This is a genomic window from Nostoc sp. (genome assembly GCF_036918015.1).
Lineage (GTDB): Bacteria > Cyanobacteriota > Cyanobacteriia > Cyanobacteriales > Nostocaceae > Nostoc.
The window spans coordinates 146206-168817 of record NZ_JBALEO010000077.1 but is presented as its reverse complement, the minus strand read 5'-3'; the positions used below and the strand labels follow the sequence as shown (position 1 = coordinate 168817).

Here is a 22612-nt window from a genome sequence, read left to right as displayed (position 1 = left end):
TTAACCAATACTTAACCTGGAAAAACCCTCAAGATGAGAAATTGAGCTTTATGGGGAAAATTCTTAGTATCAACTAACAACTTATCCTCACCAACACTCAAGCTTTGAGAAAAGAGACGATTAATCCAGGGAAAATTTATTATACCTTGGCATCTATTGTAGTCAGAAGTGAGGATTTGTCAGCATTTTTAATAAAACACCCGTCCTCCAAATACAATCTCAAGTAGCAAGCACTTATCAAGTCAAGCACTTATATTGAATGGACACGCGGGTAATTATACTATGTCCCAAAAAAATGAAACAACTATTCTTGTATTATCCATCCTAATCACCGTCGGGCTAATAGCTGGCGGTTTTTGGTGGTTTACGAGAAAATCTAGTGTCGATCTAAATACAATTAATTCTGGTAACACCAAAACGCCTCAAACTGGCTCAGAACAACCTAGTGGCAATACTTTCACTTCAGTAAAAGATGTTCCTACAGGATTATTCAATTACGGAGGCAGTACATCTTGGGCACCGATTCGACTAGTAGTCGATCCAGCAATTCAAGCCGCGCGGCCAGAGTTACGACTGCGCTATGTAGAACCCAGCAATGCATCGCCTGGTTCTGGTACTGGCATTCAGTCATTGATAGACGGTCAACTAGCTTTTGCCCAGTCCTCCCGACCAGTTCTAGATCAGGAATTAAGCCGTGCCCAGCAGCGTGGGTTCAGTTTGAAACAAATTCCTGTGGCAATTGATGGTTTAGCAGTTGCAGTTAACCCCAACCTGAATATTCCAGGACTAACAGTAGAACAGTTAAAGTCAATTTATACAGGCAAAATCAATAATTGGAGCCAGGTGGGCGGCCCCAATATCCCGATCAAGCCCTATTCCCGCCGCATTGCTGATGGCGGTACTGTCGAACTTTTTGTCCAAGACATCTTGGGTGGTCAAGCTTTCAGCTCCAATGTAGAATTTATCTCCACAACCACCCAAGCCTTGCAAAAATTGGCTGATAGTCCTGGTAGCATCTATTACGCTTCTGCCCCAGAGGTGATTCCTCAATGCTCAATCAAAGCCTTGCCGTTGGGGCGGACGCAAGGACAATACATTGCTCCATACCAAGAACCTTCTGTCCTCCCGTCTGAATGTCCTGGTAAACGGAACAAGTTGAACATTGATGCTTTCCAATCAGGAAAATACCCGATTACCCGTAATCTGTTTGTGGTGGTCAAACAGAATGGTCAGACTGAGCAGCAAGCAGGTGTCGCTTACGCCAACTTACTGCTGACTGAGCAGGGACAGCAACTGATTACCCAAGCGGGATTTGTCAAAATTCGCTGACACCTGCGATCGCACTCAAGACAGAGTGGCGGAAATCGCCGCTCTGAACCGTACCTTAACCAGCTCTATTAATCGACTCTGCTGGCAAGCAAATGAGGTTATCGCCTTGAGTCAAGATTAAGCCACGTTGACGCAGCTTACCCATCAAGCGGGTGACGGTAACACGAGTGGAACCAATCGCGCTACCAATTTGGGCATGGGTGAGGGGGAAGGGCAGACAATAACCGCGAATCACATCAGGATCGGTGTCGCTCATTGCTGGCTCTCCATATTCCTCAATCAACAATGTGAGAAATCCTAAGAGTCGGTCAATTGTGCGGCGTTGTCCCAAGGCACTCAACCACAGCAGCTTACGCTGGTGCTGATACCTAAAGGCATCCATAACTTCGCGACGGAAGTGAGGCCAATTGTCTAAATCGTGCCAGTACATCCACAGCACCGCAGTTTGATCCACATGGGCGTAAGCCTGAAGTGTGAATGGTGATTGGGCAACAATTTCAAATGGCTGTCCCGCTCCTACAAAACCCAAGAACGCTTCTTCTGGAGTTCTGTTGATTCGTCGAGACGTTAGCTGACTAGCAGTCGCACTAACTTGGGCGGTTCCTACCATGCGGATCGCACCCCTTTGCACCAAATACAGCAATCCAGGCCGGGCTGGAATGCGCTCATCTTTGCTAAAGGTGCGGCAGCGATAGTGTTCTTGAGCCCAGTCAAGAATGCGTTGCCAAGTCAAAAAAGGCCGTGATGCCTCAGAAAAGGAGGATGGAGATTGCATAGGTAACAAAGAGCGTTCGGCTGAAGACAAAGACGTAAATAAAAGGGTGCAAGGAGTGTCTTTGTGTTGACGAGGCAGGCTTAACGCCTAACAGCGCCAGCCAATCCAAAGAATAGAAAGCAAATTACTCTCTACTCTTTTGTTATACTTCCTACTGTACAATGGTGGTAGTAAAGTTTACTTACTATTCATCGATTATTCATCAAATTTTATCCTCTTCTCATTTTTCTTCATCTAAATTAAATTTATACCGCAAGACAGATGACAGAAATGTAACAAATATATCTTACATGACTCTTTAAATAATATTACGTGCATTCTAAATTACCAATTAGCAAATATACGTCAATAAAACAGCTATTATATAGTTATCTAATAAAATCAGTAAGCATTGATACTTATAATGTAGAAAATGTATGCATAAAAGAGGAAAAAATTCCTCTACATAAAGGTAGAGATGACAATAGAGTTTTCTATACCTCAAGTGTGTCTCTGCGACTATCAAAATCTCAGAATCGAAAAGCGATGGAGCTTGCCAGTGCGATCGCTTCGGATTTATCAGGGATTTGTGACGACGTTTTTAGCATCCAAATAGTTCCCCCTGGTTGGATACATTTTGAATTAACTCACTCAACTTTAGCGACTTGGTTACAAAGTCTCGTAGTGGGGAGTTTGGGGAGAGCAGGGGAGCAGGGGAGCAGGGGAGCAGAGGAGACAATTGATGCCCAATGCCCAATGCCCAATTCATTGTTTGCTGTTGAATATGCTCATGCACGCTGCTGTTCGCTAGTGCTTCTGGCTCATCGAGAGGGATTGATTAAACTGAAAGAACCAGTTCCAAATACTAGTCCAGCTTTTTGGGATGTTATTTTTCCTAACCCACTACCTTGGCTTAATTGCGACGGAACACTAAAACTCAATCACCCAGATGAGCGTCGTTTAATTGGCGAATTAATACAAGTGGTAGACAAAATAGAGTGCCCTGATGTTAGCGGTTCTGTGAAATGGGAAAAAGTAGCACTGAATTTGAGCCAAGCTTTTGAAAAGTTTTGGTCTAATTGTCGGATTTGGGGTGAGGTGAAAATTACGTCACCAGAACTGGCTCAAGCTAGACTCGGATTGCTCATGGCTACTCAGTCAGTATTAAGATTTGTCCTAGAGGAGAAGCTGGGGGTTTTTGCGCCTTTGGAGTTATAAATCGGTAATGTCGCTTAGGCAAAAATAAAAACTTTTTATATAGCTATTGACTCAATGCACCACCTCGGATACATTAGCAGGTGTGTGAGGAGCGAACCAGCTAGGGCACCGAGACGAAACACGGCCAGTCGTCGGTGTCCTTTCTGATTTGTATGGGTTAGATTTGAAAAAATGCCTTTACTATAGCAAAAACTTTTCAATTGCTACTGCTGCCCCATCTTCCTCTATGCTAGGAGCTACCCACTTAGCGATCGCTTGTACTCCTACTGGTGCGTTGCCCATAGCTACACCGAGGCCAACATACTCCAGCATTTCCACATCATTGAAGTTATCGCCAATCGCCATAACGTTGGCTAATTGCAATCCCAGCAATTCTTCGGCTAGGTAACGGACAGCAGTACCCTTATTTACAGAGGCGTTAGTTGCTTCAAAAAAGGTAGCAACAGAGGTTGTCATATAAAGTTCAGCGGGTGTGTATTGGCGACGCAAATTTCCTAATAACTTATCGATTACGTCAGTGTCATCAGATAAAGCAAGAATTTTTGTCGGTTCATTCGTTAAGGCTTGACGCAAATCACCCACAGGAATCGCAATAATACCAGAACGTTCTGCATAAATTTTGGTTTCTTTAGTTAACTCACGAACATATAGCTGATCGTTGATGTAAAAGTGAACAGATAGAAGCGATCGCAACTCAGGCTGTTCAAAATAGTCGAGTAACTGGTGGGCGATTTCTCTGGAAACAACCCAATGGCGATGAATTTTTTGGGTGATTGGGTCTTGAATCCAGGCTCCTTGATAGGCCATTAATGGTAGGGTAGAGCCGATATCTTGGTGGAAGCGCAAGGCTGAACGATACATTCTACCTGTGGCGATCGCCACTTGAATTCCTCGTGCTTGCGCCGCAAAGATTGCTTGCTTTACAGGTTCGCTGATAGTGTTTGAGTGTCCTGCGATCGTGCCATCTATATCCAAAACTAGTAGTTTAATGTCTTTTGCAGCAGCCTGATTGTCAGTAGATGCTTTCTGCATAATTTCCTAAATTTTAAGTTCCAGTAAGAGGTTAACAGGCTCTAGCGACCAGTGGGGAGTAGTAGAAAAAATTAGCATCTCTAGTCAATCTAATTTCCTTACCGCGAGGATGTTGACTTACACAATTTTAGATTTTAGATTGACACCAGCGAGCAATACACTTGCTTTGAGGATTTTGGATTTATTTAAAAAATTTTGAAAATTATGGCTAATAGGCGCAATAAAAAACCCGATTATCGAAAAAATCGGGTTTTTTTATTTAAATTTAGATCGCCTGATCGATAGATAGGATCGAAAAACCTACCTATTCAAGAAAGTCTATGAATTGGAGACCTTGATCCAGCTTTTTTTGCGTTGTGACAACAGACAAAGCCCAGCAATTAAACCAATTCCAAGTGTGGCAGAGGATTCAGGTACTGCTTTAGCATCATAGTCATAAGTTACTTTGATACCTGCTTTAGCATAAGTATCAATATAGGATCTCATGTTGCCAGAACCCGTAACTACTGAGTTGGCTAAAGCAGAGAACAAAAAGTCTATGTCGCCATTACCAGTGAAAGACTGCAAGAATTGGGTATTGGTGAAAGACTGAGTAGCAGATTGTGTGGCAGTTAAGTTAGAAATAGTCTTTCCAGACGTGCCAAGATAATCAGTCTTACCGTCATATTTAGTAGCTTGATAGCTTGATATATCTTGTGGATTGAGCGCAAACAGAGACTGATTATTTAGTTTTAAGCTGAGTTGACTAGCAAGATTTACTGTCACCTGAGTCGGGGTTGGACTCCTGTTTTCAAAACCTGCATTTCCAAGTATATCGCCAGTAAAACTTATCGTTACACCCTTGAGTGTACCCAGAGATGAGTTAAATTTTTGGACGCTCAGAGGTGCATCAATGATATTTGTGTAATCGTAATTAGTGGAACTAGTGTAGGAGAGAGAAGCTGCATTAGCTGCTCCAGATGTTGCAACAATTCCTGCCAAGGTTGTGGCAGCAGCTAGAGAATTGAATAGTTTTGTTGTCATTGATGAAAGATGCCTTTCTGAAACGAATCATTACGGGATTACTAACCTATTTGTAACTCTGAAACTTTGCTTGTAGTCTTGATGAATACACGTAACTTTATGTAAAGTTATTATGTTCAAATTCCTTCGAGAAATAGACTTTTTGATTGGTACATATAAAGTTTTATTAAGGCAAGAGGTTTTTATAGTGGTAATATTATGTCGAAATATTAAGCTAGTTTTTGTTGGTTCCTGAGAAGTAAGCTAGGTCAACCTAATTAAACATAAAACGCTCAGGAGATAGATCCCCGGCTTCTGGTGATAAGTTGAGGATTTAGTTACTATCCGGTTACTATGCTTATACTCACGTACTTAATTGGGCTGGCATCCCTGCCAAAAGGTGGTTCTACTTGGCTTCCGTACTGAAGCTATAAATGCTTAGAGATAAATTTGTCTAAAATCATACTCAAGAGCAATTGGTACGTCAAAATGGGGCTATTAGTCACCAAAGCCAAGCTGAACGAGCATCTGAAATTGCTAACTATGTGACAAAGCTTCTGGCTAAAATAGGGCTATGTCTGAAACTTTGACTTCTGCAACTGCAACACGCCCCACGTTCATCCTCGTAGATGGGCACTCGCTGGCTTATCGTTCATACTTTGCTTTCGCCAAAGGGCGAGATGGAGGACTGCGTACTAAAGCAGGGATTCCTACGAGTATATGTTTTGGCTTTGTGAAGTGCCTGCTAGAGGTAATGGCAACACAACAGCCTGAAGCAATGGCGATCGCTTTTGATTTGGCTGAGGCAACTTTTCGCCACGAGGCTGACGAGACTTATAAAGCCGATCGCCCGGAAACGCCAGAAGACTTCATTCCCGACTTAGAAAACCTGCATGAGTTGCTGAATGGCTTCAATCTACCCTTTTTCACTGCCCCTGGTTTTGAAGCTGATGATGTTTTGGGAACCTTAGCACAGCGAGTAACTGCGGCTGGTTATAGGGTGAAGATTCTCACTGGCGATCGCGATTTATTTCAACTAATCGACTCTGATAAAGAAATCACTGTTCTGAATTTTAGTCCAGATGCCCTAAAGCGCTCTACAAATAGCATCACGGAATTTGAAGCAGAACAAGTCAAAGAAAAGATGGGCGTTTTACCTTCACAAATTGTTGATTTTAAAGCTCTTTGTGGTGATAAATCAGATAATATTCCTGGTGTCAAGGGAATTGGAGAAAAAACAGCAGTACAGCTGCTGAATACCTATGGTTCACTTGAGAATGTTTATGCTGCGTTAGATGAAATTAAAGGCGCAACTCAGAAAAAACTGGCAGCCGGTAAAGAAGATGCCGAGAAATCTCGCTACTTGGCAACTATAGTTTTAGATGTTCCTATAGAATTCAATTTAGAAGATTGCCAATTAAAAGGGTTTGATACAAGTGTTTTATCACCAATTTTAGAAAAATTAGAATTCAAGTCTTTTTTAGGCAGGATAAACGACCTTCAACAACGGTTTGGTGGCAAAGTTGAAGAGAAGCAAGAAGCCAAAAAAGACACAAGTAATACTAATGCTAACTCAGAATTCAGCGCTGATGAAGATAATGATTTGTGGTTTTTCAGTGCTAGTGATACAGCCGCAGTTCCACAACAATCTACTTCCGCAATTACACCGCGCATTATTAACACCGAAACCAAATTAACTGAGTTAGTGAAACTTTTGCAAAAATTCACTAATCCAGAAATACCCGTTGCTTGGGACACTGAAACCACCGCTTTAGAACCAAGAGATGCTGATTTAGTAGGAATTGGTTGCTGTTGGGGAACGCAACCAGATGAAGTAGCCTATATTCCTGTGGGGCACAAAACTGGAGAAAATTTAAATAAAGATTTGGTGTTAGAAGCATTACGCCCAATTCTTGAAAGTACCGATTATCCCAAAGCTTTACAGAATGCCAAATTTGACCGCTTAGTTCTCAGGTGTCAAGGAATTAATTTGGCAGGTGTAGTGTTTGATCCGATGCTGGCAAGTTACATTCTAAATCCCGATTCAAGTCATAACTTGATGGATTTATCACAGCGATATTTGGGATTGACAGCTAAAAGTTATTTAGATTTGGTTCCTAAAGGCAAAACCATCGCTGATATAGATATTCCCGCCGTAGCTGACTACTGCGGGATGGATGCTTATTCTACCTTTGGTTTAGTGGCGAAATTGCGTGAGGATCTGGAGAAAATTCCGTCTTTGTCTAAGCTGTTAGCAGAAGTGGAACAGCCACTAGAAGCAGTTTTAGCCGAAATGGAATACACAGGTGTTCGGATTAATTCAGCTTATTTACAAGAACTTTCGCAGCATTTAGAAACAGAGTTATCCAGGTTAAAAGAGGAAGCAACTGAAATAGCTGGGGAAAATTTTAACTTGGGTTCTCCTAAACAATTAAGTCAAATCTTGTTTGAAAAATTGGGGTTAAGTACTAGACATTCTCGTAAAATTCAAACAGGATTCTCTACAGACGCAGCAACTCTGGAAAGACTTCAAGAAGATGATAACACTGGGTTTGTTGAGGCGATAATTGAGTATCGCACCCTATCTAAATTGAAGTCTACTTATGTTGATGCATTACCTGCATTGGTGCGTCCAGATACCCAGCGAGTGCATACTGATTTTAATCAAGCGGCAACATCAACGGGTAGGTTATCTTCTTCTAATCCAAATTTACAAAATATCCCTATTCGTACAGCTTTTAGTCGCCAAATTCGGAAGGCATTTTTGCCTGAAGCTGGTTGGTTAATGGTGGCTGCTGATTACTCACAAATTGAATTGCGGATTTTGGCTCATTTGAGTCAAGAACCGATATTGGTGCAAGCATATCAGCAAAATGAAGATGTTCATACTGTTACCGCGCGATTAGTGTTTGAAAAAGAAAATATCACCTCAGAAGAACGAGGGATGGCAAAAACTATCAATTTTGGCGTGATTTATGGAATGGGTTCTCTCAGGTTTTCGCGCTCAACTGGGATAGATAAAAACATTGCCAACGAGTTCATTAAGCGGTTTAATGAACGATATCCCAAAGTTTTTGCATATTTGGAGCGAGTTAAAAAAGAAGCGATCGCACTTGGTTATGTAGAAACTATTTTCGGTCGCCGTCGTTATTTTGACTTTACTAATAACAGTTTACGCAAATTAAAAGGCAGTAATCCTGAAGATATCGATCTGAGCAAGTTGAAGAATTTGGGTGCTTTTGATGCGGGTTTATTACGCTCTGCGGCTAATGCACCAATTCAAGGTTCTAACGCTGATATTATCAAAATTGCAATGGTGAGATTGCATGAGGTTTTGAAGAACTATCAGGCGCGTTTGTTGTTGCAAGTTCACGATGAATTAGTGTTTGAAATTCCCCCTGATGAGTGGGGAGAATTACAACTGCAAATTAAGTCGGTGATGGAAAATGCAGCGAATTTGAGTGTGCCGTTATTGGTAGAGGCGCGTGTTGGTGAGAATTGGATGGAGACAAAGTAAGTTGAACTGGAGATTGGGAACTGGAGCAATTACATTGAGATGGGTGTACATTTGTTTTAGCAGTTACAACAGGCCTAATCGATATCAATTTTAAAGGATGCTTTAAAAGTATTGGGCGATTGGAAATCGCGGCTACACAAACATAGACGCTTTGCGGCTTCCCGCAGGGTAGTCCACCTCCGTGGACTAAGAAAAAATTAATGTTTTTAACCTGCGGAGGCAGGTCAAGTCTCGTGTAGCCGCGACTTCTAGTCGCCAGGGTTTTACAAACATTCTGTTATACCATTCTTAGTTATATAAGGAATTTTAATATGCATCGTCGTTGGCTTTTATCTGCTTTAGCAATTTTGTTGAGTATAGTTTTAGTTGCTTGTACCACTGCAAATACTCAGCAACCACAAACCAAAGTGGAAAATAGCACTGAGGCGACTAACACGAACTCTCAGCAATTATCAAAAGGCTCGGCAAAAAGAGTTGTTGCTCTTTCTTCTCTTTCTGCTGATATTATCTCTCGACTCGAACCAACAAAAATTGTTGGAATTACTGGTAGTAAATTATTTAAGAATGACTCAAGATTTAAGGATATTCCTCGCGTTAGTGAAGGTCAAAGTCCGCCAAATTTAGAGAAAGTGGTAGCACTCAAACCAGATTTAGTTATTGGTGCTGAAGGTTTTTCTAACATTCCAATTCAAAAACTTCAGCAGCTAGGAATTGCGACTTTGCTCACTAAGGTGAATAGCTGGGAATCTCTAGAAGAACTTACTAAAAAACTGGCTGGGTTAATTAATGCCAATCCTCAGCCTTTGTTAAATCGTTATAAAACTTTTTTGCCAGATAAGCCAACTCAGAGTCCTTCTACTCTAGCGCTGGTTAGTCGTCAACCAATTTTAGCGCCAAATAAAAACAGTTGGGCAGGGGATTTGTTGGCTAAGTTTCAAGCGAAAAATATAGCCGCAGATTTACAAGGAAAAAGCCCAGTTGGTGGCTATGTGACGCTTTCGGCTGAGAAAGTTTTAGAGGCAAATCCAGAGGTGATAATTTTGGTTAATCCTCCGCAAGGAAATTCGGAAGCGGCGCTTTTAGATTCTTTGAAAAAGGAAGCTTTTTGGCAGCAATTGCAAGCAACTAAAAATAACCGAGTCTATGTGTTTGATTATTTTGGTTTGGTGAATCCAGGTAGTATAGATGCAATTGAAAAGGCTTGTCAGCAGCTTAAGAAAGCGTTGTTTGCATAACAAGGGACTTAGTACAGCTATAAGTTCGTAACTTTTTTAAACGCAGAGGAACACAGAGGTAAACGCAAAGGTACGCAGAGTTTTGCCAAAGTTAATTCGCTATGAATTAATGAAATTTTGTACTAGCTATTTACAGTGTTGTTCAAGAAGGGATACAGCTAATTCAAAACTATTAGGTTGAGTTTGTACTGCATAGGCTTCTCTTTCTAAATCTTGTCGTTTGACATCAGTATAGCGTCTAAAAAATGGTCGAGCGTAATTGATTGGTTGAATTTTTAAACCTAAAGTTTTTATTTTTCCTTTTCCGGCACATACCTGTGCTGCATGAACAGTTTCATGGATTAGTGTTTGAGTCCCAATATGTAACTCAAACACTACGGGATTAATCCAGATTTTTTTGTCAGCTTCTCTTAGTAACCCATAAGCTCCTTGCTTTGGTGGCAGTGCAATGATTACCTGAAACCCTTTCTTTTCTAATTGATTTTTTAAATCTACAAATTTTGACTCTAGATTGGGTGTTTGAGAAAGCAGTAGTAAGGAATTTAATATAAAAATTTTGCTCACTGCCTTTTTTAATTACTTCAAAACATTTCTATTCAATTCTAATGGCATGATGAAAGGAGAAACACTTTCGTAAGCTTTAGCTGCTTGCAGTACCAGTAAATCTCTATATTTTGCAGCAACAATTTGTATCCCAACAGGTAAACCATTTGTAGTGAAGCCACAAGGTACAGACGCAGCAGGTTGTTGTGTGAGATTAAAAGGATAGGTAAAAGGTGCCCAATCGCGTTGCGGATTGTCAATAGATGATTGGGGTCTGTTTTGTCCAACTGGAAAAGCAACTGTAGGTAAGGTGGGAGTAATTAACAAATCATAATTTTCATGAAAGCGTTGCATTTGTCGTCCCAATGCTTCACGAGCATCTTGGGCGCTAAGATATTCTGCTAGGGTGATGCGATCGCCTTCTTTGGCAATTGAGAGCAAGCCTTCTTCAATGAGAGCTTGTTGTTCTGGACTAAAGCCGCGCACTAACTTGGCTGCACCAGCTTGCCAGAAGGTTTGAAAAATACTGCGGGGATTTGCAAAACCAGGGTTGACTTCTTCAACAACAGCACCAAGTTTGGCAAAAATATCAACTGCGGCTTTAACTAAAGCAGCTACTTCTGGATCGACATTAGCGTAGCCAAAGTTAGGACTGTAAGCAATCCGCAGTCCCGCAACACCTTTATCTAAATCAACAGTGTAGTCTTGTTTGTCATCTGATAAAGCATACCAATCCCGCACATCAGGATGGGCAATAACATTCATCATGACTGCGGCATCAGTGACGGTGCGAACTAGAACGCCAATATGAAACAAAGTTCCTGTATGGGCTGATGGATAGCCAGCAACACGCCCAAAAGTGGGTTTCAAACCAAAAACTCCTGTCAAGGCTGCTGGCGCTCTTGACGAGCCGCCGCCATCTGTACCGAGATGGAGTGTTCCCATTCCCAATGCAGCAGCAACAGCTGCCCCACCACTACTACCTCCAGGAGTCAAATCTGTATTCCAAGGATTGCGAGTAATCCCAGTCAGGGGGCTGTCGGTTACACCCTTCCAACCAAATTCTGAGGTTGTGGTTTTTCCTAGTAGTACTGCTCCTTGTTCGCGCAAACGAGCCACCGCCGGGGCATCTTCTGGCCAAGGTTGATTGGAAGTAATCGCTTTACTGCCTCGTCGAGTTGGCAAACCCCTAGTTAAGAGTAAATCTTTGACGGTAAAGGGTATACCATCCACCAAGCCAAGGGGATTTCCATTCAGCCAACGCACCTCGGAAGCCTCTGCTTCAGCAAGAGCGGTTTTTTCATCAACGATCGCAAATGCATTAACTTGGCTATTGTAAGTATTAATCCGCTCTAGGGCAGCTTTGGTTACTTCTGTTGGTGACAACTGGCGATCGCGATATAACGACAAAAGCTTAGAAGCCGAGAAATCAGCAATCTCTGACATATTTAGGATTGAAAAAATGATGTTGTGATTAATTCTTGATTAAACAAATCCGGTATAACTATCAACTTACCGTAGTTTGCCTCACAACTCAATATTCAAACCCGTGGTGGATGGTAAGCCAATACGCTTGGGTTAAGGTCTACTGGCAACAATTTTGGGTTTTCGAGACGCGATAAATCGCCGTCTCTACAAGTGTTTTGTTGCTCATTCTGAACTGTATTGGATGATAAGCGATCGCTAAAGCAATTCCCAGTCTCAGACTGGGAATGAGGCAAAAATCTTAATCTTTTGCAGAACTAATTGGTTTTTGACCAAAGGGGATATTCTTTTTAACTTCACGAGACACACCCCCAAGACTGCGGAAATACAGTCCTCCAATGGTGAGTAAAAACGTCACATATCCCACTGCTTGCACAAGATAGAGATTGTCTCTATAGCCAAATAAAGATTTGAGAATAATCCCAGGAAACTGTTCGTCAGGCAAGATTGTGGAAGTATTGGAAACCATTGGTCCCAAAATACAGGAGTGGACTTTTGTAAAACGTTCGTAATAAAAACAAAGGTTTTCTGTGGCACGACTGCTAAGGGCAAGATTCGCTACGGCTTCGTCAAAGTGTTTCAAGGCTGAAACTACCAACCCAGCGACAATCAACACTAATAAAACGCCCATTACCTGGAAAAACTGGCGGATGTTAATTTTGACACCCCATTTAAATAGCAGCACTCCAATAGCGGATGCTGTTACCAAACCACCAATAGCACCCAACGCTGGCATTAATCCCTGTTGAAAATTAGCGGCAACGAAGAGAACAGTTTCAAAACCTTCGCGGACAACGGCAATTAAAATTAAAGTAAAAACACCCCAACCAGCATTTGAGTTTTGTGTCAGCGCTTCTGTTACTGCTCCCTCAACTGTCGCTTTCATGAATCTGGCTTGTTTCGTCATCCAGATTAGCATCCAACTGAGCATTGCGATCGCTAATACACTAAACACACCTTCTAGTGCTGGCTCAACTACAGTGGTGTATTGAGGATTCGCGGCTCCCAGTATTTGAATTAACCAACTGAATAGCACACCTATTAAGGCACTGACGACAATGCCAACGCCGACGCCAGCATATACCCATGAATTGAGTCGGGATTGTTTCGCTTTCTTCAGCAAAGCTAGCACAATACCAACAACAAGGGCAGCTTCCACTCCTTCTCGGAGTGTTATTACAAAAGTAGGTAGAGCAGTACTAAAATTCATCTTTTGTCCTTTGTCTTTTGTCCTTTGTCATTAGTCCTTTGTCTTTTGTCAGTTGTCCTTTGAATTTTTTTTGACTGATAACCAATGACTAATGACCAATGACTAAGGACTAATGACTATTAGCTAAAATCGCGTAGCATCTTTTTCAGTTCGAGATTATGCATCTCTTCTTGTCCAATCATACCGCGAGCAAATTCTTCAAGGTAAATGCTGGCATTGGTGACAGTATCAAGCAATTTTTTATACAGTTCCAATGCCTTTTTTTCATGGGATAAGCTTTCTTCCAAGATATCCTTGACTTTATGCTGGTAGGTTTCTTCCATTGGGGCGATTTTCAGGGAGGGATGCCCATCTAAACCGGTGAGAATTTCTCCCACTTGTTCGGCATGAAGTAAAGATTCACTTGCCTGTGCTTTGAAAAAAGCCACAATTGGAATACGGTTAGGGCCAGTTACCATCAAAGAATAATGTGTGTAGCGCACTACCCCTGCTAGTTCAAATTCCATGATGGCGTTCAGCAGGTCAATGGTCTTTTTATGGTCAAGTTCTTGCATCAGTTGTTAGTTAAAGTAACGAAGGGAGTGTAATTAGTTAGGAGTTGTAAGTTCGTAATGACGCTCTCTACGAGACGCTAAAAGCGTAGCTTGCTTCCCTGTAAGGGTAAGCGGACTCGCTACCGCTACGCTAACGTAATTCGTAATTCGTAATTCTTAACTCCTAACGATTTCCTTATTTTAAACTCCTTAACCTATACTTACCATTAAATTAAAGTGTTATCGCTGTGCTTGGGTATTGGATTTATCAACCACTTTTTGAGAGTTTTCCTCAATGGTTTTCACTAGCTTGGTAACATCATTAGGTGTTTTGACTGCTTTTGCTGGTGGGATGGCGGCGGGCCAAACTTTTATGAGTTCAGCGAAACTAGTATCGATCGCTTTGTGTGCTTCGGGATCTGCTTGAGCTACTTGACTAGAAATTCCTTTGTATAATTCATTGGCGTAAACGACAAAACCACGGGAGTCTTGATACTCAATTGGCGCAGTTATTTTACCATCTGCGATCGCCGCGCCATATTCGGAGTTGGCTGAATCTAGTAGTTCGTTAATTACCTGTAGCGTAAATCCTGGTTTTGAGCGTTGAGCTTCTGGCAAAGCTGCGATCGCTCCATCAACTGCTTGCATTGAAGAAGCAAAATTAGTTTTAACTTTGCTATCCTTTGGACTAGATTTCACTAAATCTTGTAAACTTACCAAAGTTGTTTTAAATTCTTTGACTTTGCGTTCATTAAGTTGATCTTCTACGTCAACATAAATCTCCTCAACTGGATGCCCAATATGTGGTTCTGCCTGTTTTGGCTGATTCTGATCCAGCAGTTCTTTTGCTACCAAAAGATGCCCTTTCATTAAGCCTAATTTAGACATATAGTCAACATCTTTTGCCTCACCTGTGAGTACGACTTCTTGAACACCAACCTGATCCTTAATTTGGTCGAACTGTTCTTGAGTAATTACTTTTTTAGTAACTAAATCTTCTGGGCTACCGTAGGGACGATTTGCCTGGATTTTGTTTGATAAAGCCGGAACACCTAGTTTGGCTTCAAATTTATCCAATTCTGACAATATAGCGCTGTTAATGTTAATTTTTTCTTTGCTACCGTGACCACTATGACTGTTACTACTTACTGCCTCTGTACTGGGAGTGCTAGGAACTGGTGCTGATGGATTTTCTGCGGTTGGGGTATTACTACAAGAACTCAAGGTAACTATTACTGCTGCTGCTGCTAAACATATATAACGAAGTTTTATCATCTTTGCTCCTCACACGAATTAAAAGGTATTAATTGAAACATTTCAAACTATTACTAGAAAGTAGTTTGTTTGACAGATTGTCATAGATTTTACTGTTGCATATAATGAGATTTTTTATCAACTAATTCCCTAAATTTTAATAAATTAATTACAAATTACTAATAATATTATCAGGACTTGTTAACAGGATTTTGAGAGTTACTCTCAGCAAGTACTTCAAATTGACCCATGCAACCGTTTTCTGCGATCGCATCTTGATGGGGATGGAACATATACTTACCTGGGTAACGAAAAGCAAATTCTAAGATGTGCCTTTCTGCGACACCCATCGTAATCACATCTGCTTTCTCGCTAGGAGTCATAGTCATGCCAGAGCGATAGACATCAAAGAAGTTGGCGTGGAGATGAAACGTCACTGCCGGATCGTATTCAATGATGTTGAGGACATACAGCCGAATCAACTGATCTTTGTAAATGCCAATGGGATGATGCATGTAATAGTGGGGCAGACCATTGAAGGCGTAATAATCATTATGGCTATCATCATTCACGTCATACCCACCCATCACTAGTACGATTTCATCAGCCGGGGGACGGGGAGTAGGTGGATCGATGATAAACATTCCGTACAGCCCCTTAGCAATGTGGCGGGTGACTGGTTCAATATGGCAGTGGTATAAATGAACGCCATAGGGTTCAGCATCAAATTCGTAGATTGTGGCATTACCATTGCTGATTGGGCGAACACCATCCATTTCCGCCGGATGAATGCCATGAAAATGCAAAGAGTGAGAATGTCCCGCATTATTGAGAAACAGTACCCGGATGCGATCGCCCTGTTTTGCCCGTAGCGTTGGCCCTGGTATGCGACCGTTTAAATCCCAGATGTTGTAAGAGACAGCACTATTGAGTTTTATGATGGAAGAACCAGCAGTTAACTGAAATTCCCGGATAGTCCGCCCATTTTCTTGCTTCACTGTCCCATAATCAAAATCCCTTAACATCTTCATTGGGTTAGTAACGTCGTCTGGTGCTGACCTATCGAATGGTGGCACTTTAACGATTGACTTACTTTGTAGATTTAGCATCTGCCAAAGTCCAGCGGCACCAGTTATTCCAGCACCTGCTAGTCCCAGTTTCAATAATTGACGACGGCTCCAGGGTTTTCCGTTACCTAGAGCGAAGTTGTTGGGCATGACATTTAGTTACAGTTAGCACCAAAAAAGAATTGCAAATCTTTTGCAATTGCCTTTAAATATTAGAGGAATTAATAATTATTGTCAATAATTTTTCAGTGCTTATAAATTGCCAGTTAAGTTGTTAAATTTAAATCAAGCTCTAAAAACTATCGCAATATTTTCTGAATTTTAACTGTATTTATACGTTTGGTTATGTATAAATAATATTTAGACAAAACTAACTTGTTCCTGATATGCTGATTGCTTCAGCACTACTTATACCATTTCTTTGTGAGGCTGCGCCAAACCCTTTTAACTTCTTTCTTTCTTTCTTTCTTTCTTTCTTTCTTTCTTTCTTTCTTTCTTTCTTTCTTTCTTTCTTTCTTTGTGTCCTTTGCGTCCTTTGCGGTTCGTTTCTCTTTCTTATTTCTTGTACTTCAATATGGTTTAGCGCATCTTCATACAGAATTGGTATTAATGAGTATAATAGCACCTTGAATATAGACGCAAGCAAGAAACTGTTGCTAATCTGTAGTGTATTTAATTGGTTTAGGGATAACATAAATCACGTTTCTTCAAGGAATCTTGAATGCTTGGTAATATGAGAACTTTTAATTTTTAATTTTTATCTGTTACCTTCGTGTTAGCAGTGCTGAAAATGCCGTTACTCAAAACCATGTGTCATTATTTTGTTATTTGTATGGACTTTATGTGTAGATTTCTGCATCGCGATCGGCCGATGTCAAAGGATAGTATAGTATTCACTAAAGTCGAATTACACAAGACATTTGATACACACTTGTCAAATACAAAGTTGATGGTATATCTTTTTGCAATCAAGCGGCGTTATGCCCTTTGATTGATGAATTACCCAAATTTATTATTAGGAGGTCAAAAATGACTACTTTTTCTCATATTTCACTATTGCAGAAGACCGCAGGTATTACCTTATCCAAACCTGTGCAGGTAACTCTTTATATGCTGCTATCTTCTTTAGTTATCTGGACTGTTTTGTTCTCCACCTATCCTGCGGTTCATAACACAGCACACTCAGCGCGTCACCACACATTAGGCGTTGCATGTCACTAAATTATCATAATCCCAAGATTTTTAGGTGCATGAAGCTTTAACGCTAAAATAACGCGGATTTCGCGCCAGTGTTTTTGCTGGTAAATAACTTTTAGGTTTTGTAGAGATGCTTTGCTTATCATCTCTACATCACCTTAATTTAAGATGATATCTGACTAATTCGTTGGCTATAATTTTTCTGCTTAATAATAATCTGGAGTAACTTTCATCCATTACTATGAAAGTTTCAGTTGTAGAAATTACATAAGTTTCACATTTACCGTAAGCTTTTATGAAAAAATATCGGCTTTTTGGAGTTATCAGTGCTGTTTGTATTACTTTGTCAGTTCTTTATTCCTTTGTGGTAAGTTCCCAAATTCCTACATCCAGAGTCTTGCTTTCCACCAACCCACCTTTAGAACGTATTCTTCCCTTTGAAGCAGAGGCAGAAAAACCACAATCTCCCGTTAAACTGACATTGCAAGCTGTTGATGCTGCGGGTAAATCTTTAGCAAATGCCAAAATTAGTTTACAAATTCTGACACCGCCGCGTAATCCTTGGTTAACAACAGATTTTCCCATTGTCGAGGGAACAAAATTGTTGCAAATGAATGCCACCGCACCTGATGGTAAGCTAGAAATTCAGCAGATGTTACCCATCCGTGGTAATTACCAACTGTTAGTTAAAGTATCACCCTTGGTAGCAAATACTTTTGCTGCTTATGAACAAACTTTAAATCTAAATGTCCACGAAAATCCAATCAAATATAAATATTTTGTTGCGATCGCAGCTATTTTACTATCACTCGGATTGTTGGGTGGTTGGGTTATTGGCGGACAAGAAGAACTACAACAAGGAGAAATCGCACCACAGTCAGTCCGCCTTTTATTAAGTGCATTAACTGTAGTGGCTATAGTAACTCTAATAGTTATCAATATTAGTGCAGAAGTTGCAGAAGCTCATGGCAGCGAACATCACTCAAATAGTACCGAAGCCATTGCACCATCATCTCAAAAATCTCAGGGATTAGAAATTAACCTTGGCGGAGATAAAAATGCAACTGTCGGAAAACTTGCGAACTTAGCGTTACAGGTGAAAGATACCACAACCGGACAGCCTATAACAGATGTAGCTTTGCAAGTGAAAGCGATCGCCACAGAACACAATTTAACAGTCTTTGACTACAAAGGTATTCCCGACGAACAAGGGAAGTTAATATGGCTTGAACAATTTTTTGACGGTTCACCCCACAAAATCGAGGTGGAAGCCACTCCCCTACCAGGATCTAGCCGTCAATTTGCACCAGTGAAAGTAGCGCAAGAAGTTGAAGTTGAAGCGATCGCACCACCAATTTACATCCGATTAATTGGTTTATTCTACTTTACAGCCTTTGTCGGCATTGGTATAGCGATTGGATTGCTAATACAACATCGACGAAAACCACAAGCAAGGACAAGTTAGTAATATCAGAGTTTTACTAAAGATTTCTGCTAATACAAAGATGTAGATTAATCAATTAAAATAGTTGTGGTTAAACCACACTATTTTTTTTGTTTAAGATTTCTTGAAAAAATTAAAAAAGTAATGTTGACAAAAATTGCGTTTGAAACAATTCTGGAACGTGCTTTGATGGGATACGACTTATCCCCCGAAGAGGGAGTGGTATTGTTACAACAAACTGAGCCAGAGGCGATCGCAGCAATACGTACTACATCAGATACACTCCGCCACACTCAAGCAGGCGATACTGTCACCTACATAATTAACCGTAATATTAACTTTACTAATATTTGTGAGCAGCACTGTAGTTTTTGTGCTTTCCGTCGAGATGAGGGTGATGTCGGTGCATACTGGTTAGATTCGGCGCAAATTTTGGAAAAAGCCACGGATGCAGTACAACGGGGTGCGACAGAAATCTGTATGCAGGGGGGGTTAAATCTACAAGCGCAGATTAACGGTAAATCTTTGCCCTATTACCTGAAAGTTGTAGAAACCATTAAACAGGAATTTCCCCACATACATCTCCATGCTTTCTCTCCCCAAGAGGTACAATTTATCGCCAGACTTGATGAACTGGAATATGCTGAGGTGATTATTGCTTTACGCGATGCTGGTGTTGGCTCAATGCCGGGAACAGCAGCGGAAGTATTAGACGATGAAGTAAGGCGGATACTTTGTCCAGAGAAGATTGACACAGCTACTTGGCTAGAAATTGTCAGTACCGCTCACAAATTAGGCTTGCATACTACCAGCACCATGTTATCTGGGCATATTGAAACCCACGAACAGCAAATCGGGCATTTAGAAAAATTGCGATCGCTCCAAAAAACCGCCATCGATCGGGGATATCCAGCCAGGATCACAGAGTTTATTTTATTACCCTTCGTAGGTCAAGAAGCACCCAAATCCTTACGTCGCCGTGTTGGACGCGATCAACCAGTTTTAAGTGATGCACTTTTGTTAGGAGCTGTAGCGCGAATTTACTTAGGTAATTGGATTCCCAACCATCAGCAGAGTTGGGTAAAACTGGGGCTTGCAGGTGCGACAGAAGCCTTAGCTTGGGGTTGCAACGATATCGGCGGCACATTGATGGAGGAACATATTACCACAATGGCAGGTGCTTTAGGCGGTACGTGTATGGAAGTAGAAAACTTGCAAACTGCGATCGCTTCTTTAGAAAGACCTTACCAACAACGAGATACTCTTTATCAGAAAATTAGGAGTTAAGAAAAAAATTCCTCTTCAATCTCCTTACTCTGTGTTCTCTGTGGTTAAATAAATTGCTTTTCAATCACAAAGGCACAGAGCGATCGGAGAGGAAAAACCGTTTTAAACTTGCCTTTTTTTCCAAACAAAATAGTACAATTTCAGACTGGTAAAATCCCCATCCAAGCAGTAAATGTACCAATTATTGCTAGCGATAATGGTGAGCTAGTTGGGTATGTGAGGGTAAGTCAATCTTTAGAAGAATTTGATGAAACTCTCCAAAAATTGGATTGGGGATTAAGCGGTGGGATTATTATAACTTTGGTTCTGAGTGGTATTGGCGGAATTTTACTAACTCATCAAGCAATGCAACCCATTGAAGAGAGTTTTGAAAGACTCAAACAATTTACTGCTGATGCTTCCCACGAACTACGCAGTCCGTTAATGGCTATCAAAATTAATGCTGAGTTACCGTTAGAGTATCCAAGTGTTCTGGCGATTTAGTGTTGGATCTCTATCCGTTAATAACATCAAAACACCTAAAATTGAGGGAACTATCGGCTCATCCATAGTCCTTGTGTCAATACTTGGAGTTTGTATCTTGCTCACAACTATAAAATATAAAAAGCTAGTAGTAGCTAGACCTTCTAATGATGAATAATATTAAAGTATGCTCCGACAAATTTCTAGTTTCTGGTTGCGTCATATACATCCTCATTTAGCTACCTTAATTGCAACAATTGGTATTGTTGGACTTGCTAGTTGTCTGCTAGTACTTTTTGTTTTAGCACAACTGGCTGAAGAGGTTTTGGAGCAAGATGCTTTTAAATTTGATACTACTTTCTTATTATGGCTACATCAGTTTGCCAATCCAAATTTAGATAATTTAATGCTGTTTATCACAAATCTTGGTAATCCTAGTACGGTGGTCATAGTTGCAGGCATTACTATTTTGTTACTTTGGTGGCGACGTTATCAAGAAGAAACGAAAGCTTTTGTATTTGCTTGCATAGGAGGGTTAATTTTGAATACAGGGCTAAAATTGTTTTTTTCTAAACCTCGCCCGGAACTCTGGCATCAATTGATTTCTGAAAAATCTTTTAGTTTTCCTAGTGGTCATGCACTAGGTTCTATGGTGCTTTATGGCTTTATTGCTTACGAATTAGCAATTCACTATCCTAATTTTGCCAAAGTTATTTACAGTTTGACAGTTATTTTAATTGCTGCTATTGGTATCAGCCGCTTATATTTAGGAGTCCATTGGCCCACAGACATAATTGCAGGATATGGAGTTGGTTTTTTGTGGCTAATGATATGTATTACGATGCTGAAATTGCAAAGATTGAGGCAGGGAAATTTAGTTGATTAAATCCTATCAACCTCTAATTCCATAACTTCGCAGAACAAACATAGATTTTTTAATCACCTGATTTTTGCTCAAAATGCTTGTAGATTAGCGCCTTTGAGGGAATGAAACAGCCCTGCTCCCTACTCCCCACTCTTCACTCCTCACTCAATTGATCCCCAAGTTACCAATCCAAGATAGGATGGACGTTGATTTACGTATTCTTTTACTTAATGCATATGAAGCGCTATTGGTCGCGTTTGCTTGCGCTGGTTTTGGTTGTAGCTATCGGCTTAATGGGTTGTTCTGGCAGTCCAGATAGTTTGACTGGGGATTATCGTCAAGACACCTTAGCTGTGGTCAATATTATGAGACAAGCTCTGGATCTTTCACAAGATTCACCAGATAAGGCAGCAATTCAAGCAGAAGCGCGTCAAAAAATTAATGACTTTTCAGCTCGCTACCAGCGGGTTAACTCTGTTTCTGGTCTTGGCTCGTTTACAACCATACGAACAGCCCTCAATTCTCTAGCTGGACACTACAGTTCTTACCCAAATCGTCCCGTACCCGAAAAACTCAAAAATCGTCTAGAGAAAGAGTTGCAGCAGGTAGAGACGGCGTTGAAACGTGGCGGTTAGCTATTAACTATTGCTTATTCCATCATCAATAGTCAGGTGTCAAAACTTTTGATTCCTGACTATTTTGTTTATCAAGGCAGGAGGCAGGAGGCAGATCGCTTTTAGCGTCTCCCCTTTTCCCAAAGGGAGAGGCTAGCGCCAAGGGAGAAGGCAGAAGGCAGAAACTCTTTATATCTGATGTGTAAGTCCTGCATTTTATCGCTCATTTACTGGAAAAATGCTGTAACAATAATGCAAGTTGATGCATTCACAATGCAAGTCGATGCATTCAGATTGAGGGTGAAGTTTTAATATCTACTTCATGCACTGGAAACCGCTATACAAAAATACGGCAACAGAAATAGACCTTTGAGAGTCTTAAAAAAATAGGTTTTAAAACCCTTAGTATTTAACTATATAATTCGATACACGTTGCCCACAATTATTTGAGTTGGGATCGATGATTTTCGCAAATTAAAGGCTTTAAGACCGAACGTCAACACGTAGCTCAGAGTTAGAGCCACTCTGTCTTTGCTCAGTTACCCTGTGGTAAACAAGTTACAG

General features: G+C 40.8%; 21 protein-coding genes. 10 read left to right on the top strand and 11 right to left on the bottom strand.

Annotated features, from left to right (window positions below; genetic code table 11):
- Nucleotides 1-282 precede the first annotated feature (282 nt).
- Nucleotides 283-1329, top strand: coding sequence for a PstS family phosphate ABC transporter substrate-binding protein (locus V7K61_RS22775; protein ID WP_335056739.1), 1047 nt, complete (start codon nucleotides 283-285; stop codon nucleotides 1327-1329).
- 55 nt (nucleotides 1330-1384) lie between these two features.
- Here V7K61_RS22775 and V7K61_RS22770 read toward each other — a convergent pair whose 3' ends face one another.
- Nucleotides 1385-2104 carry a Crp/Fnr family transcriptional regulator gene (locus tag V7K61_RS22770; RefSeq protein ID WP_012412419.1) on the bottom strand — a complete coding sequence of 240 codons (720 nt, stop codon included), beginning with the start codon at nucleotides 2102-2104 and terminating at the stop codon, nucleotides 1385-1387.
- 525 nt (nucleotides 2105-2629) lie between these two features.
- Between V7K61_RS22770 and V7K61_RS22765 the strand changes: the two genes are divergently transcribed.
- Nucleotides 2630-3301, top strand: a complete 672-nt coding sequence (locus tag V7K61_RS22765) for a DALR anticodon-binding domain-containing protein (RefSeq protein ID WP_335056737.1) — start codon at nucleotides 2630-2632, stop codon at nucleotides 3299-3301.
- A 180-nt stretch (nucleotides 3302-3481) separates the two neighbouring features.
- Here V7K61_RS22765 and V7K61_RS22760 read toward each other — a convergent pair whose 3' ends face one another.
- On the bottom strand, nucleotides 3482-4333 hold the full coding sequence (locus V7K61_RS22760) for a Cof-type HAD-IIB family hydrolase (RefSeq protein ID WP_335056735.1): 852 nt from the start codon (nucleotides 4331-4333) through the stop codon (nucleotides 3482-3484).
- A 318-nt stretch (nucleotides 4334-4651) separates the two neighbouring features.
- Nucleotides 4652-5356: a choice-of-anchor E domain-containing protein gene (locus V7K61_RS22755; protein ID WP_335056733.1), complete on the bottom strand. Its 705-nt coding sequence runs from the start codon at nucleotides 5354-5356 to the stop codon at nucleotides 4652-4654.
- Nucleotides 5357-5909: 553 nt separating this feature from the next.
- On the opposite strand from V7K61_RS22755, the gene polA reads away from it, so the two are divergent.
- Both polA and V7K61_RS22745 read left to right on the top strand, forming a co-directional pair.
- Nucleotides 5910-8852, top strand: coding sequence for a DNA polymerase I (polA, locus tag V7K61_RS22750; RefSeq protein WP_335056731.1), 2943 nt, complete (start codon nucleotides 5910-5912; stop codon nucleotides 8850-8852).
- Nucleotides 8853-9163: 311 nt separating this feature from the next.
- Nucleotides 9164-10087 (top strand): ABC transporter substrate-binding protein, encoded by a 924-nt coding sequence (locus V7K61_RS22745; RefSeq protein WP_335056729.1) that lies wholly within the window; start codon nucleotides 9164-9166, stop codon nucleotides 10085-10087.
- 126 nt (nucleotides 10088-10213) lie between these two features.
- On the opposite strand, the gene V7K61_RS22740 is transcribed toward V7K61_RS22745, so the two are convergent.
- The 8 genes from V7K61_RS22740 to V7K61_RS22705 all read right to left on the bottom strand — a co-directional run bounded on the left by V7K61_RS22740 (nucleotide 10214) and on the right by V7K61_RS22705 (nucleotide 16873).
- The gene (locus V7K61_RS22740) at nucleotides 10214-10651 is read right to left on the bottom strand and encodes a hypothetical protein (protein ID WP_335056727.1); all 438 of its coding nucleotides are present in this window, start codon (nucleotides 10649-10651) and stop codon (nucleotides 10214-10216) included.
- 12 nt (nucleotides 10652-10663) lie between these two features.
- Nucleotides 10664-12076 (bottom strand): amidase, encoded by a 1413-nt coding sequence (locus tag V7K61_RS22735; RefSeq protein ID WP_335056725.1) that lies wholly within the window; start codon nucleotides 12074-12076, stop codon nucleotides 10664-10666.
- A gap of 95 nt (nucleotides 12077-12171) precedes the next feature.
- Complete coding sequence (locus V7K61_RS22730; protein ID WP_335056723.1) at nucleotides 12172-12351, bottom strand: hypothetical protein; 180 nt, start codon at nucleotides 12349-12351, stop codon at nucleotides 12172-12174.
- 5 nt (nucleotides 12352-12356) lie between these two features.
- Nucleotides 12357-13325, bottom strand: coding sequence for an FTR1 family iron permease (locus V7K61_RS22725; protein WP_335056721.1), 969 nt, complete (start codon nucleotides 13323-13325; stop codon nucleotides 12357-12359).
- Nucleotides 13326-13444: 119 nt separating this feature from the next.
- A complete protein-coding gene (locus V7K61_RS22720; RefSeq protein WP_292740978.1) occupies nucleotides 13445-13879 on the bottom strand; it encodes a ferritin-like domain-containing protein in 435 nt (144 codons plus the stop codon).
- Between the two features lie 219 nt (nucleotides 13880-14098).
- Nucleotides 14099-15133 (bottom strand): helix-hairpin-helix domain-containing protein, encoded by a 1035-nt coding sequence (locus tag V7K61_RS22715; protein ID WP_335056719.1) that lies wholly within the window; start codon nucleotides 15131-15133, stop codon nucleotides 14099-14101.
- A gap of 170 nt (nucleotides 15134-15303) precedes the next feature.
- A complete protein-coding gene (locus V7K61_RS22710; protein WP_335056717.1) occupies nucleotides 15304-16329 on the bottom strand; it encodes a multicopper oxidase domain-containing protein in 1026 nt (341 codons plus the stop codon).
- 220 nt (nucleotides 16330-16549) lie between these two features.
- Entirely contained in the window at nucleotides 16550-16873 is a 324-nt protein-coding gene (locus tag V7K61_RS22705) for a hypothetical protein (RefSeq protein WP_335056716.1), read from the bottom strand.
- A 335-nt stretch (nucleotides 16874-17208) separates the two neighbouring features.
- Here V7K61_RS22705 and V7K61_RS22700 point away from each other — a divergent pair, with 335 nt between their 5' ends.
- The 6 genes from V7K61_RS22700 (at nucleotide 17209) to psb27 (ending at nucleotide 22069) form a co-directional block, all read left to right on the top strand.
- Nucleotides 17209-17400, top strand: a complete 192-nt coding sequence (locus V7K61_RS22700; protein ID WP_292740972.1) for a CbtB domain-containing protein — start codon at nucleotides 17209-17211, stop codon at nucleotides 17398-17400.
- 271 nt (nucleotides 17401-17671) lie between these two features.
- Entirely contained in the window at nucleotides 17672-18841 is a 1170-nt protein-coding gene (locus V7K61_RS22695) for a hypothetical protein (RefSeq protein ID WP_335056714.1), read from the top strand.
- A 123-nt stretch (nucleotides 18842-18964) separates the two neighbouring features.
- Nucleotides 18965-20107 (top strand): 7,8-didemethyl-8-hydroxy-5-deazariboflavin synthase subunit CofH, encoded by a 1143-nt coding sequence (gene cofH / locus V7K61_RS22690; protein WP_335056712.1) that lies wholly within the window; start codon nucleotides 18965-18967, stop codon nucleotides 20105-20107.
- A 108-nt stretch (nucleotides 20108-20215) separates the two neighbouring features.
- Nucleotides 20216-20590 carry a histidine kinase dimerization/phospho-acceptor domain-containing protein gene (locus tag V7K61_RS22685; RefSeq protein WP_335056710.1) on the top strand — a complete coding sequence of 125 codons (375 nt, stop codon included), beginning with the start codon at nucleotides 20216-20218 and terminating at the stop codon, nucleotides 20588-20590.
- Nucleotides 20591-20756: 166 nt separating this feature from the next.
- Nucleotides 20757-21455 carry a phosphatase PAP2 family protein gene (locus tag V7K61_RS22680; RefSeq protein WP_335056708.1) on the top strand — a complete coding sequence of 233 codons (699 nt, stop codon included), beginning with the start codon at nucleotides 20757-20759 and terminating at the stop codon, nucleotides 21453-21455.
- Between the two features lie 209 nt (nucleotides 21456-21664).
- On the top strand, nucleotides 21665-22069 hold the full coding sequence (gene psb27 / locus V7K61_RS22675) for a photosystem II protein Psb27 (protein WP_190240755.1): 405 nt from the start codon (nucleotides 21665-21667) through the stop codon (nucleotides 22067-22069).
- Nucleotides 22070-22612: the final 543 nt, after the last annotated feature.

Coding starts and splice junctions, on each gene's coding strand:
- V7K61_RS22775 (WP_335056739.1), top strand. CDS start 283: ATGTCCCAAAAAAATGAAACAACTATTCTTGTATTATCCATCCTAATC.
- V7K61_RS22770 (WP_012412419.1), bottom strand. CDS start 2,104: ATGCAATCTCCATCCTCCTTTTCTGAGGCATCACGGCCTTTTTTGACT.
- V7K61_RS22765 (WP_335056737.1), top strand. CDS start 2,630: ATGGAGCTTGCCAGTGCGATCGCTTCGGATTTATCAGGGATTTGTGAC.
- V7K61_RS22760 (WP_335056735.1), bottom strand. CDS start 4,333: ATGCAGAAAGCATCTACTGACAATCAGGCTGCTGCAAAAGACATTAAA.
- V7K61_RS22755 (WP_335056733.1), bottom strand. CDS start 5,356: ATGACAACAAAACTATTCAATTCTCTAGCTGCTGCCACAACCTTGGCA.
- polA (WP_335056731.1), top strand. CDS start 5,910: ATGTCTGAAACTTTGACTTCTGCAACTGCAACACGCCCCACGTTCATC.
- V7K61_RS22745 (WP_335056729.1), top strand. CDS start 9,164: ATGCATCGTCGTTGGCTTTTATCTGCTTTAGCAATTTTGTTGAGTATA.
- V7K61_RS22735 (WP_335056725.1), bottom strand. CDS start 12,076: ATGTCAGAGATTGCTGATTTCTCGGCTTCTAAGCTTTTGTCGTTATAT.
- V7K61_RS22725 (WP_335056721.1), bottom strand. CDS start 13,325: ATGAATTTTAGTACTGCTCTACCTACTTTTGTAATAACACTCCGAGAA.
- V7K61_RS22720 (WP_292740978.1), bottom strand. CDS start 13,879: ATGCAAGAACTTGACCATAAAAAGACCATTGACCTGCTGAACGCCATC.
- V7K61_RS22715 (WP_335056719.1), bottom strand. CDS start 15,133: ATGATAAAACTTCGTTATATATGTTTAGCAGCAGCAGCAGTAATAGTT.
- V7K61_RS22710 (WP_335056717.1), bottom strand. CDS start 16,329: ATGCCCAACAACTTCGCTCTAGGTAACGGAAAACCCTGGAGCCGTCGT.
- V7K61_RS22705 (WP_335056716.1), bottom strand. CDS start 16,873: ATGTTATCCCTAAACCAATTAAATACACTACAGATTAGCAACAGTTTC.
- V7K61_RS22700 (WP_292740972.1), top strand. CDS start 17,209: ATGACTACTTTTTCTCATATTTCACTATTGCAGAAGACCGCAGGTATT.
- V7K61_RS22695 (WP_335056714.1), top strand. CDS start 17,672: ATGAAAAAATATCGGCTTTTTGGAGTTATCAGTGCTGTTTGTATTACT.
- cofH (WP_335056712.1), top strand. CDS start 18,965: ATGTTGACAAAAATTGCGTTTGAAACAATTCTGGAACGTGCTTTGATG.
- V7K61_RS22680 (WP_335056708.1), top strand. CDS start 20,757: ATGCTCCGACAAATTTCTAGTTTCTGGTTGCGTCATATACATCCTCAT.
- psb27 (WP_190240755.1), top strand. CDS start 21,665: ATGCATATGAAGCGCTATTGGTCGCGTTTGCTTGCGCTGGTTTTGGTT.